We start from the raw sequence: 12,078 nt of genomic DNA on the forward strand, positions 1-12,078 counted from the left end.
TGAAGTAAGATGGTTTTTTCTTAGTGTAGAGATTTGAACAAATGAGATAGGTAACACATGTCCTTAAGGTTGTACGCATATAGTATCGCTAAGGGGGCATATTGATTTGAAAAAGTTATTTCCAGCAGAACCTACATTAAAAATTTCAAACGCAGAAAAAATACGCTATAACGGTACGTATCAAATTCGAAATATTACGACCGAACAGTATGAATGTGTGATTGAACAATTTCATATGAACGTTACAGGAAAAGAAATTGCGGTGCAGTTTTTACAGGAAGATGGATTCTTATTAACATGTAAATCATTGCAAAAAATCACCATAGAGCGCATTCAACGATGACCAAGATGAATCAACGCTTATTATATATATCGTTAAAGCAAGGGAATGCGGCATCATCGTTCATACAATATTTAAAAAATCATCAAGTTCCTTTATACAACATCCGCTTTAAGCAACAGGAAATTACTTTTTATGTAGCCCATTTTCATTTACCGATCATAAGAAATGCTCGTAGAAATTATTATGTAAAATTAAAAATACGGTACGCAACACCGAATCGAATTTTGCAAAAAGATATAGTAAGTATTTTTGGTTTACTCATATTACTTGTTATTCCGATCATCCTTTCACAATTTGTTTGGAAAATCGATGTTCAGGCAAACACTGTGGAGCTAGAAGACGAGGTATATCAATATTTAACGGATGGATTAGCGATTCAATTGCCCGTGAGACGAGGGCAATTTACCGAGGATTATTTATTGCGTCAACAATTGATGGAACAGTTTCGTGAATTTTCGTGGATACATATAACGAAGCAGGGAAGTCATATTATCGTTGCGCCACAATTAGCGCCCAAATTATCGGTTCCTAAGAAAGCAACAAAAAAACAGCATTTAATTGCATCTAACAGTGGCGTTATTACGCATTTTAAAATTTCAAGCGGCGTCCGTAAAGTAGACCCTAATGAAACAGTGTATAAGGGCGATACTCTCGTATCTGGTGTATTGGAACGAGATGGTAAACATTTTGTCGTGGATGCGCAAGGGGAAGTTTTTGCGGATTATTGGCTAGAATCCACTTTTTCCATTCCGAGACAAGTAACATTAAATGTATTGTCAGATTATGGTTGGGAGTATAAATGGAACTGGGAGCAGCTTCAAAAGGCATTGCAGCAACAATCGATTAAACCATTAAAAACGATCATTTCATATACGCCTTACCAAAAATTTGAACAAAAAACGGAACTGATTGATGAAGATGAAATAAATACGTTTGTATTACCTTTATTACATGAGAAAATGATTCGGTCCTTGCCTCTCGAATCAACAATCAAAAATGAAAAACTTTTGCACGTGACGACCGATGATGATACAGTAAAAGGGAAAGTCCTATTTTTGGTAAATGAAAATATTGCAAAACCACGTCCAATTGATCAAGGAGAATGAGTATGTCAGAAAAACTTGTTGAGCTCCAAATTGACAATCCGAATGAAGCGGTGATGCTTTTAGGGATGTCCGATGCAAATATAACGCTTATTGAAGAAACATACGGTGTTCAAATTATTACGCGTGGTGAAGTGATTCAAATTGCCGGTGATAATGATACACAAAAACATAAAGCACATGCTGTTTTAGAGGCGCTTTTAAACGTGATTCGTAAAAATATTAATATCGATCAACGTGATGTTTCAACTGCTATTGAAATGGCGAATAAAGGTACGATTGAATACTATGCTGAGCTTTATGATGAAGAAATTGCACGTAATACGAAGGGTAAGTCCATTCGTGCAAAAACGATTGGGCAACGTGAATATATTCGCGCTATACGCCATGCAGATTTAATATTTGGGATTGGTCCGGCGGGTACTGGGAAAACATATTTAGCGGTTGTCATGGCAACACAGTCATTAAAAAATGGGCATGTGAAGCGTATTATATTAACACGTCCAGCTGTTGAGGCGGGGGAATCTTTAGGATTTTTACCGGGGGATTTAAAAGAAAAGGTCGATCCTTATTTACGTCCTTTATATGACGCGTTACATGACATATATGGGCAAGAACAAACACAGCGATTAATCGAGCGCGGGACAATTGAAATTGCGCCACTTGCTTACATGCGTGGGAGAACACTAGATGATGCCTTTGTTATATTAGATGAGGCGCAAAATACAACGCATCAGCAGATGAAAATGTTTTTAACACGACTCGGTTTTGGCTCTAAAATGGTCATTACAGGTGATAAAACACAACTTGATTTACCGAAAAATACCGAATCTGGTTTGATAGTAGCTGAGCGAACATTGAAGCATGTAAAAGATATTCATTTCCAAATTCTCGAGCAAGGTGATGTTGTTCGTCATCCGCTCGTTGCTAAAGTCATTCAAGCTTATTCGGAAAAAGAATTGTAAAATAATTGCACATTCAAGAAGCTTTCATTCCTTTATATAGGGAATTGGAAGCTTTTTTTTTAATAAGTGAAACTACTTTTTCCTTAAATCGACAAATATGATGGGAAACATAGAGGCTTTTCATAAACAGGTTGTCATAAATTTGGTAGAATACTTATATACATAATTGGAGGTGCATGATGGTAAAGCAAATAAAGAAAATAATTAAAATGATTAGTTTTAGACCTTTTTTAATTATAGTCCTTCTCCTCACTGCAATATTACAGTTCACGATGATGCTGGATAATGTGCGAGGTATTACATATGATATTCAATTAACAGAACTAGCGCCAGAAACGATTCGTTCCGCAAAAACGGTAGAAGATACAGAAAAAACAGAATTAGACAAAGAAACTGCCGAGCAATTAATCGAACCCGTCTACGTATTAAATGAAGAAATTGCCGAACATCGCTCGACATTCGTTATGACAATATTTGATATTGTTTTAGAAGTAAAAAAGGAAATTGAAAAAGAGGATGAATTACCTCCAGCTGAGCAAGTTGCTTTATTGAGAAAGAGTTTAAAAGATATAATAGATAACCACTCAAGTTTTTCGATCTCGGATGGACAACTGATGAATTTATTGAATGCTTCATCAGCTAATATAATTACTACACGAGATACACTGGTTACTTTAGTAGAGGAAAGTCTGGTGCGACCGATACGAAAAGAACAATTAGTATCATTTCGCAATGAATTTGAAAGTAAAATTCGTCAGCAATATTCCATTCCTGAACCACTGATGAGCTTGGCAGTCCTTATTGGTCGTGTAGCGATTGTGGAAACAGAAATATTGGATGAAGAAAAAACAGCAGTTGCGAAACAACAAGCACGTGAAGCGGTTGAGCCTACGCGCATTTTACAAGGACAAATTATCGTCCAAGAAGGTGAAGTGATTACTCGAGAAGTTTATCGTCAGCTTGAACTGTTAGCGATGCTTGATAATAAAACGTCCGTAAAGCCGATAGTCGGATTAGTTATTTTAATTTTCCTACAAATGTCGTTTCTTTACATAATTTTTGAACGTTCAAAGCAAGACTTATCGAAAAAACGAAATGCTTTGCTCGTGACGGTCATTGTTTATTCTATTGCAATTGTTATGATGAAGCTCATTAGTTTAATTGCTATAAACTTTGAATTAGTATTGGCCTTTGTTTATCCTTCTGCAATGGCAACAATGCTCGTTCGCTTACTTGCCGATGACCGTGCAGCAAGTGTTGTAACGCTTATTACCGCTGCTTCGGCCGGAATCATTTTCCATGAAGGGTATGCTGCCGTTCTTCAAATGGATGCTGCACTTTATGTGTTATTTGGTGGTTTTGCATCATTATTCTTTATGAGAAGCGTAGAAAAGCGTTCTCACATTTTACAATCAGTTGCAGTTGTAACAGTTATGAATGTATTGTTTATTGCATTTTATTTATTAATGGCACAGTCAGGATATGGCTTGAGAGAAGTTTCGTTATATATAGCAGCAGGTATTATTTCTGGCTTGCTTTCGGGTGCGCTAACTATGGGATTATTACCGTATTTTGAATCAGCATTCGGCTTCTTGTCAACGATGCGGTTAATTGAGCTGTCGAACCCGAATCATCCGTTATTGCGGAAGGTTTTAACAGAAACGCCGGGGACGTACCATCATAGTATTATGGTCGCGAACTTGGCAGAAGCCGCAAGTGAGGCCATTGGTGCAGATGGCTTACTTGCTCGTGTGGGTTGCTACTATCATGATGTAGGGAAAACGCGAAGACCTTTATTTTTCATTGAGAATCAGATGGGGACAAATCCGCATGATTCCTTGCCCCCTGAAAACAGTGCGAAAATTATCATTGCACATACGACCGATGGGGCAGAGCTACTACGGAAGCATAAAATGCCTCAAGAAATTATTGATATTTGTTTACAGCATCACGGGACAAGCTTGTTAAAATTCTTCTTGTTTAAAGCAAAAGAAGAAGGACAAGAACTGGATGAAAGTGTATTCCGCTACCCAGGACCAAAGCCACAAACGAAGGAAGCGGCTATTATTAGTGTGGCAGACAGTGTGGAAGCAGCCGTGCGCTCGATGCAGCATCCAAGTGCCGAGAAAATACAAAAATTAGTACAATCGATTATTCAAGACCGTGTTCAAGATGGCCAATTTGATGAATGTGATATTTCATTAAAAGAGCTGAAAATTATTGAAGATGTGTTATGTGAAACATTAAATGGAACGTTCCACTCACGTATTGAATATCCAAAATAACGCTAGGAGGAACAACATGTTAACAATTGATTTTTTAGATGAAACAAATGGAGTAAAGGAAGCGGATCTGGATTTGGTTGAAAAACTGCTTCAACATGCTGCCCAAATCGAAGGAATTGAAGATGGCTCGGAAGTTTCGGTAACGTTCGTAACAAATGAAGCCATTCATGAAATTAATCGCGAGTATCGTGATAAGGATCAACCGACAGATGTCATTTCTTTTGCCCTTGAAGAACTAGGAGAAGATGAAATTCAAATTATTGGCGAGGGTATACCACGAGTGCTTGGCGATATTATTATTTCGACGGATCGTACACGTGAGCAAGCGGAGGAATATGGTCATTCGTTTGAGCGTGAGTTAGGCTTCCTAGCTGTCCATGGCTTTTTACATTTACTTGGTTATGACCATATGACGCCTGAAGATGAAAAAGTCATGTTTGGGAAGCAAGATGAAGTATTAGAATCTTACGGCTTAGGTCGTGATACAAATGAACGTCCGTAAATTTTTTCGTTCATTTACTTACGCGGTTCAAGGGATTTTAACAGCAACGAAGGAACAAAATTTACGTTTTCACATGATGAGTACGCTTGTTGTAGTAATTGCAGGAATCGTAACGGTACTAAGCGTAACAGAGTGGCTTATTTTAACGCTCATCATCGCGCTTGTCATCGGTGCAGAAATGATTAATACAGCTATTGAACGAGTTGTGGACTTATCTTCACCAGAAATCCATCCTTTAGCAAAGGACGCAAAAGATATTGCAGCAGGGGCTGTACTTGTATTTGCGAGCGCAAGTGTTATAATCGGACTACTCATATTTTTACCAAAATGGTTTTAACCATATTTTCATTCAGTAGAAAGTGCAATTACGCCGAGGCGTAATTGAATAGGAGGGAATAATCCCATGAACATGGATCAATTAATAGCTCAATCAAAAGTAGCGCGTGAAAAGGCCTATGTTCCGTATTCGAAATTTAAGGTAGGGGCAGCTCTACTTACAGAAGATGGTACGGTTTATCATGGCTGCAATATTGAAAATGCAAGCTATAGTATGACAAATTGCGCCGAGCGTACAGCGTTTTTTAAAGCGGTTTCTGAAGGTATGACTAAATTTACGGCAATCGCAATCATAGCAGACACTCCAGGACCTGTTTCGCCTTGTGGTGCTTGTAGACAGGTAATGGCGGAGTTTTGTTCACAAACGATGCCAGTCTATTTAACAAACATGAATGGAGACGTTCAACAAACAACAGTGGGAGACCTTTTACCAGGTGCTTTCACATCGGAGGATATGGAAAATGCAGCAAAATAATAGCGGCTACAAATCGGGCTTTGTTTCGATTGTAGGACGCCCAAATGTAGGGAAATCAACATTTCTAAACCGCGTAATCGGACAAAAGATTGCGATTATGTCTGATAAGCCACAAACGACACGTAATAAAGTGCAAGGTGTTTTAACGCAAAACAATTCACAAACTATTTTTATCGATACACCAGGCATTCATAAGCCAAAGCATAAGCTAGGCGAGTTCATGTTAAAAACGTCTCGTAATGCATTAAGAGAAGTGGACGCGATTATGTTCATGGTAAATGCAGAACAAAAGATTGGTAAAGGCGATGAATTTATTATTGAATTGCTTGAAGGCAATAAAACGCCAGTCTTTTTAATTATTAATAAAATTGATCTTGTACATCCGGATGAGTTACTAAAAATTATTGACTCATACAAAGATAAATTTGATTTTGCAGAAATTATTCCGATTTCCGCATTACAAGGAAATAATGTGGAAAATTTACTGTCAACGATTGAAAAATATTTACCAGAAGGTCCACAATATTATCCAGCCGATCAAGTAACAGATCATCCAGAGCGATTTATTATTTCAGAACTGATTCGTGAAAAGGTATTGCATTTAACACGTGAAGAAATTCCACATTCGATTGCAGTTGTTATTGATCGTATTAAACCGCATGAAGAAAAGGAAAATATGATTCATGTGCAAGCGACAATTATGGTAGAACGCGATTCGCAAAAAGGGATTGTAATCGGGAAGCGTGGAGCACTTTTAAAAGAAGTTGGTTCATTAGCGCGTAAAGATATCGAAATGCTTTTAGGCTCAAAGGTTTATTTAGAGCTATGGGTAAAAGTTCAAAAAGATTGGCGTAATAAACAAACGCATTTACGAGACTTCGGTTTCCGCGAAGACGAATATTAAAATTTTGCAGATGTGGCTTATGTCGCATCTGTTTTTTTGTGAAAATTCAATTTAACTATGTGGTTTCTTTGCTATTGCGCTATTACTATTGATTTAAAAAATAGATTTGGTATTATTATAATTAGGGAAAAATTTACATAAAAGGTGGTGCTGATAGTTTTGAGTAGGTTAAATAAAATTCTTTTTGGATTTTGGATATTATCACTCGCCGCATTAGTGTTTGTTGTGGTTGCGTTTGGAATAGATCCAATTGAAATGGAACGTAAAGATGTAAAAAATACAGTAGCAATTATTGAAACACATGAAAATTTTGTGAGTGAATCTCCTAAGGTAGAAGAGCCTGTAGTGAAAAAAATGGTTGAACCAGAACCGGATCCTGTTATTGTAAAAGATTCGATCCGTTTTGCGATGCTCGGAGATGTTTTGTTGCATTTACGTTTGGCCCAATATAAGGATTTTTCCTCGTCATTTGCTACGGTCACACCACTTATGCAAAGCTATGATTATTTACTCGCTAACCAAGAATCGCCACCTGTTGGGAATAAATATGCACTAAGCGGGTATCCCAAATTTTCAAGTCCTCCTCATATTATTCGTGATTTACAAAATGCTGGTGTAGATATGGTCAATCTTGCAAATAATCATACGGTTGATAAAGGGGAAGGCGGCATACGAACTATTTTTGAAAATTTAGCAAAGTATAACATGCCTTATGCAGGTGCTTATAAGTCGAAAGAAGATGCATCTGCGCAAAGGATTCTTGAATTTGGTTCAATAAAAATTGGTGTTTTAGGCTATACATATGGCACTAATGGCTTATATTTACCGAAAGGCTCTCCGTTTATCGTGAACTATATTCAAGAGGAAAAGATGACGGCGGATATTAAAGCGCTTCGAGGGTTAGTCGATGTCGTTGTCGTATCGATGCATTGGGGTCCTGAGTATACGGTTTCGGAAAGTGATTATCAACGTCATCATGCGAAAGTATTAAATAAGGCCGGAGCGGATATTATTTTTGGTTCGCATCCGCATGTATTGCAGCCTTATAAGAAAATTAAGAATGATGCCGGACACGAAACACATGTATTTTATTCTCTCGGAAATTACTTTTCGACGATATTGACTGTGCCTAATACAATGGTTGGCGGAATTGGGAGCTTTGAAATTACAAAAGAAGGCGAAACCGTCACGATTGGCAAACCTCAATTTGATGCAACGGCAACATTACTTGATAAAGACGGTGTTTACCGCGTTTATCCATTAGCAGATGTAGAAGCACGCGCAGTTCAAAACTTGGGGTGGGTAAAAAAAGTGCTTGGTGAAGGGGTAACAGTTCATTAAAGTGATTTCAACGAAGCATGTCATGTATAATAAGAGGATGAACGAAATAAAGGATGTGCGAAGATGCTACATAAATGGGAAGGCATCGTTTTAAAAGCGCGTGCCTACGGTGAATCCAATAAGATTGTTACGTTGATGACACGTGAAGCAGGTAAAGTGGCTTGTATGGCGCGCGGTGCTAAAAAGCCAACAAGCCGTTTAGCAGGGGTGACACAGCCCTTTATGCATGGTACCTTCCTCGCGCAGCGTACAACAGGAATGGGGACGCTGCAACAGGGTGAGCATTTGAATGCAATGCGTCATATACAAACCGATATCGTAGCGACGGCATATGCCAGTTATATTATCGAGCTTGTTGATCGGTTAGTAGAGGAAGGCAATGCAGAGCCGTTTGCATTTGACGTGTTATTACAAGCTTTAACTGCGATTGAAGAAGGATATGACCCAGAAGCAATTACGTTATTTGTGGATTGGAAGATGCTTGCTTATGCTGGGATACAGCCGATTTTACATGCTTGTGCAAGTTGCGGGGCAGTCGATGGGGAGTTTGCTTTTTCATTTACGCAAGGTGGATTTTTATGTCATCGCTGTTTTCATAGAGATCCTTATATAATCCGATTATCACCAACGCAACTTAAGTTCATTCGTATGTTTTACACAGTGGCAATTGACCAAGTAGGCAAGCTCGATTTAAAGCCACAGACGAAGCAGTTTATTAAAAAAATTGTCACGACGATTTATGAGGAGCAAACAGGGATTCGTTTAAAATCAAGAAGTTTTATTGAACAATTAGAGCGAACACCATTATTATTGCGAGAAAAGAAAGAGTCAACGGATTAAAGTGATATCGAAAGCATAAGACCAGTTAGAGGGAATACCTAATAGCTGGTTTTTTCTATCGATTATTGTACAGGAGGACAAAATGATTCATTATCAAAATGAAAATATTACGGTTTTTCAAAGTGCTTTGTATAAGACAACGACCACTTTGATTGAAACGACAGATGCTGTTATTTTAGTAGACCCAAATTGGTTGCCCAATGAAGTGGATGAAATTAAAAGTTATGTTGGGCGTGTTTTAAATAATCGGAAACTGTATTTAATTTTTACACATAGCGATTTTGATCATATTATTGCAGCGGGAGCTTTTCCAAATGCCACCGTAATTGCTTCAAAAGCGTTTGCGAATAATCCAAATAAAGAACACGACGTTCAACAAATTAAAAAATTTGATGCGCAATATTATCTTACGAGAAACTATTCGATTTATTACCCTACTGTTGATATGGTCATTGAAGAAGATGGGCAAAAGCTGGAACTAGCATCATTGACATTCATTTTTTATTTAGCTCCAGGGCATACGAATGATGGGTTATTTACGATTGTTGAGCAACAGGGTATCCTGCTAGCAGGAGATTATTTGTCTGATGTCGAGTTTCCATTTATTTATAGTAGCTATGCTGATTATGTAGCGACTATGGAAAAAGCGGAAGGAATCTTTCACAAGCATGGCATTCATACGCTTGTTCCAGGGCATGGGACTGTAACGACAAAGCCTTCAGAAATTGCTGAGCGCATAATGGCATCAAAAATGTACTTGCAAAGTTTAGTAAATCTAGATTCAAAACTTGAAGGACATCTGCAAAAAAAATACCGATTTTTTGATGGGATGAAGGACGCTCACCATCGAAATCTCGACATGGTGAAAATGGAGGAATAATGAAGCTTGAACGCCGAAGTGTAAACGGTGTAAAGAAGGGGGATTACATTGAATAGGTTGATGATTGGGATTGTGAGTTTGTCCATTTGTTTCCCCCTTCTAGTAGTACCCGCTTTTGTCTATCATCAATTACGCCTCGGCGTAATTGTGTCAGGATTTTGAATTGTGCTTGCACAATTGGAAGTCCACTGAAAAAAGTTATACTTGCATTCATCTCGACGCCTATTGAGGTGGGAGTCTTCTGCTGAATGAAGAAAAAAGATTTCAGAATTTGAGCAACTTGTACTTGGGGAGTTATCACAATACCTCATAAGTGAGGGTAAAGTTGTTCCCATTCAGGAATTTCAGATTGAAAAACCTTCTTTATTTTCAGGTTATGATGAATGGATTATTTATCATAAAACGACGAAAGAGCAGTACCGATATATTGCTGGTGAAATTGTGGAAATAAGAGGAAGTTGAGTTTTACCAGGTATCCTGTTTTCAGATAGCCATCTATGAAACTGCGTCAACTAAAATTGAAGTAGGTTTTCAAGAATTAGTTGACGTTGATTTATGCGGATAATCTTTCAATGATTCGACGTTTGCGATACAGCATCATTCCCGCCTCAGCAATATCCTCAATCATGGACTTATTAATAAATGCGCCAAACACCATCCCAGCAATCGGGATCATTTGTAAAAACTTCTTCATGCCGAAACTATCGCGGTACGTATAAAACACCTCTTGCCAGCCTTGCATTTGGGACACCATATTTTCTGTTGACTTCGGTTCTGTATAATCTTTTGATAATTCCTTTAGAATAGATTCCTTACCAACAATGTCAGAAGAGGCGAACTGTAAGCATTTGACGATAAAAATACGTTCCATTTTATCATTCGGATCATAGCCGTGAATAAATGCAATTTCTTGCAATGTTTTAAGTGCCATCCCTAAGATAACAGGAATATCAATGGCAAGTGTAAAAATGCCTCCAAAGCCTGCCGATGCACCTTGGACTGTTGCCAGTTTTGCGCGATTCTTTTGGAGTTTTTCGCTTATTTCAATCATATCGGCAATCGGCATAGTTTGAATATCCTCAATGGACTCGATTGAATGCAATGTATGCTTTTGGATATGTTGGAGCATCGATTTTTCGCTCATTAAATATTTTCCACCAGTTTGAACATAGCTTACTAATTCGTCGATTAATAAGGATATCTTCTCCTGAATGATTTTTGGTGTTAATTTATCAAGTATTTTAAATGGGATTCGACCAATTTTCTCCCAAAACCATAGCCCTTTTTGATCCTTTTCCCATTCTTCAATTATCGTTAAATGGTGTATTAATTGTTCTTTTGATTCCACTAAGTTGCCTCCTTTTTACATGAACATCGTGTTATTTTCATATATTTACGAATTGAATGCCCGAAAAGTTTCGAATTCGATTATTTATTATTAAATTAAGGAAGAGCATTACTTGCTGGTGTATTTGTCAAAATAGGAGCACAAGTTTTCTATTCAAATTGTGTGAGCAAAGGGACTAAATCTTCTTTTAATTGCTCGTAAAATGAAATATCTAAATTTAGTAGCTGCCAGTAATTTTTTTGCTCCCATAGTAAATACATGGTGTTCAATTTTTCGGCATGAAAACGAAAATGATGATTGAAATGGTCACGCCTGCTTTCATCGCTTAAATGCATGTAGCCACGTATGATGAAATATAGTTGGTGATACTTTTTGGTTGCTACTTGATAGGCTTCAGTGCTAAATGTTCCGAGAACGGTTGCAGGGTCCTCGAACTGACGGAAATGTTTTTGCGCTTCTAAGTAGGCCTCCAATTTTTGATTTGCTGAATACAAAATATGGTGATTGGCACGATGTTCGGGACATTCATGATGGATTAAAGCTTTTACGAGTTGAAAAGCTTTATGGTATGTATCATGATCAGTTTTCGTTGATTCTTTTAACTGGAAAAACATATAAATACCCCCATTCTAATTACTTGTCAGAAAATTATAACTTATTTTCAGTTAATTTGCTTCTTAAGTTCTGGGGGACATCCAATGAAATAAGTAAAAAAAGACCGAAATGTTGTGTGTACAACATTTCGGTCTTGATTAT

General features: G+C 37.6%; 13 protein-coding genes. 11 read left to right on the plus strand and 2 right to left on the minus strand.

Annotated elements, in window-relative coordinates; all coding sequences use genetic code 11:
* Positions 1–106 precede the first annotated feature (106 nt).
* The 11 genes from CSE16_RS05065 to CSE16_RS05115 all read left to right on the plus strand — a co-directional run bounded on the left by CSE16_RS05065 (position 107) and on the right by CSE16_RS05115 (position 9,974).
* Positions 107–343: an RNA methyltransferase gene (locus tag CSE16_RS05065; protein ID WP_099422893.1), complete on the plus strand. Its 237-nt coding sequence runs from the start codon at positions 107–109 to the stop codon at positions 341–343.
* Between the two features lie 5 nt (positions 344–348).
* Positions 349–1,449 carry a sporulation protein YqfD gene (locus CSE16_RS05070; RefSeq protein WP_253896169.1) on the plus strand — a complete coding sequence of 367 codons (1,101 nt, stop codon included), beginning with the start codon at positions 349–351 and terminating at the stop codon, positions 1,447–1,449.
* Between the two features lie 2 nt (positions 1,450–1,451).
* Complete coding sequence (locus CSE16_RS05075; protein ID WP_099422895.1) at positions 1,452–2,411, plus strand: PhoH family protein; 960 nt, start codon at positions 1,452–1,454, stop codon at positions 2,409–2,411.
* 179 nt (positions 2,412–2,590) lie between these two features.
* The gene (locus tag CSE16_RS05080) at positions 2,591–4,696 is read left to right on the plus strand and encodes an HD family phosphohydrolase (RefSeq protein ID WP_172954354.1); all 2,106 of its coding nucleotides are present in this window, start codon (positions 2,591–2,593) and stop codon (positions 4,694–4,696) included.
* 16 nt (positions 4,697–4,712) lie between these two features.
* On the plus strand, positions 4,713–5,198 hold the full coding sequence (gene ybeY / locus CSE16_RS05085) for an rRNA maturation RNase YbeY (RefSeq protein WP_099422897.1): 486 nt from the start codon (positions 4,713–4,715) through the stop codon (positions 5,196–5,198).
* Complete coding sequence (locus tag CSE16_RS05090) at positions 5,185–5,535, plus strand: diacylglycerol kinase family protein (protein WP_099422898.1); 351 nt, start codon at positions 5,185–5,187, stop codon at positions 5,533–5,535. The genes ybeY and CSE16_RS05090 overlap by 14 nt, the downstream gene beginning before the upstream one ends.
* Positions 5,536–5,601: 66 nt before the next feature.
* Positions 5,602–6,009 (plus strand): cytidine deaminase, encoded by a 408-nt coding sequence (locus CSE16_RS05095; RefSeq protein WP_099422899.1) that lies wholly within the window; start codon positions 5,602–5,604, stop codon positions 6,007–6,009.
* Positions 5,996–6,913: a GTPase Era gene (gene era, locus CSE16_RS05100; RefSeq protein ID WP_099422900.1), complete on the plus strand. Its 918-nt coding sequence runs from the start codon at positions 5,996–5,998 to the stop codon at positions 6,911–6,913. Before CSE16_RS05095 ends, era begins: the two co-directional genes overlap by 14 nt.
* 159 nt (positions 6,914–7,072) lie before the next feature.
* Positions 7,073–8,254, plus strand: coding sequence for a CapA family protein (locus CSE16_RS05105; protein ID WP_099422901.1), 1,182 nt, complete (start codon positions 7,073–7,075; stop codon positions 8,252–8,254).
* Positions 8,255–8,317: 63 nt separating this feature from the next.
* Positions 8,318–9,094 carry a DNA repair protein RecO gene (gene recO / locus CSE16_RS05110; protein ID WP_099422902.1) on the plus strand — a complete coding sequence of 259 codons (777 nt, stop codon included), beginning with the start codon at positions 8,318–8,320 and terminating at the stop codon, positions 9,092–9,094.
* An 82-nt stretch (positions 9,095–9,176) separates the two neighbouring features.
* A complete protein-coding gene (locus tag CSE16_RS05115) occupies positions 9,177–9,974 on the plus strand; it encodes an MBL fold metallo-hydrolase (RefSeq protein WP_099422903.1) in 798 nt (265 codons plus the stop codon).
* A gap of 553 nt (positions 9,975–10,527) precedes the next feature.
* Here the strand turns inward: CSE16_RS05115 and CSE16_RS05125 are convergent.
* Positions 10,528–11,322, minus strand: a complete 795-nt coding sequence (locus CSE16_RS05125; protein ID WP_099422905.1) for an EcsC family protein — start codon at positions 11,320–11,322, stop codon at positions 10,528–10,530.
* A 149-nt stretch (positions 11,323–11,471) separates the two neighbouring features.
* Positions 11,472–11,936, minus strand: coding sequence for a hypothetical protein (locus tag CSE16_RS05130; RefSeq protein WP_099422906.1), 465 nt, complete (start codon positions 11,934–11,936; stop codon positions 11,472–11,474).
* Between the last annotated feature and the right edge of the window lie 142 nt (positions 11,937–12,078).

The organism is Solibacillus sp. R5-41 (assembly GCF_002736105.1).
In the GTDB taxonomy this organism is placed as follows: Bacteria; Bacillota; Bacilli; order Bacillales_A; family Planococcaceae; genus Solibacillus.

Coding starts and splice junctions, on each gene's coding strand:
- recO (WP_099422902.1), top strand. CDS start 8,318: ATGCTACATAAATGGGAAGGCATCGTTTTAAAAGCGCGTGCCTACGGT.
- CSE16_RS05090 (WP_099422898.1), top strand. CDS start 5,185: ATGAACGTCCGTAAATTTTTTCGTTCATTTACTTACGCGGTTCAAGGG.
- ybeY (WP_099422897.1), top strand. CDS start 4,713: ATGTTAACAATTGATTTTTTAGATGAAACAAATGGAGTAAAGGAAGCG.
- CSE16_RS05075 (WP_099422895.1), top strand. CDS start 1,452: ATGTCAGAAAAACTTGTTGAGCTCCAAATTGACAATCCGAATGAAGCG.
- era (WP_099422900.1), top strand. CDS start 5,996: ATGCAGCAAAATAATAGCGGCTACAAATCGGGCTTTGTTTCGATTGTA.
- CSE16_RS05070 (WP_253896169.1), top strand. CDS start 349: ATGAATCAACGCTTATTATATATATCGTTAAAGCAAGGGAATGCGGCA.
- CSE16_RS05095 (WP_099422899.1), top strand. CDS start 5,602: ATGAACATGGATCAATTAATAGCTCAATCAAAAGTAGCGCGTGAAAAG.
- CSE16_RS05080 (WP_172954354.1), top strand. CDS start 2,591: ATGGTAAAGCAAATAAAGAAAATAATTAAAATGATTAGTTTTAGACCT.
- CSE16_RS05130 (WP_099422906.1), bottom strand. CDS start 11,936: ATGTTTTTCCAGTTAAAAGAATCAACGAAAACTGATCATGATACATAC.
- CSE16_RS05115 (WP_099422903.1), top strand. CDS start 9,177: ATGATTCATTATCAAAATGAAAATATTACGGTTTTTCAAAGTGCTTTG.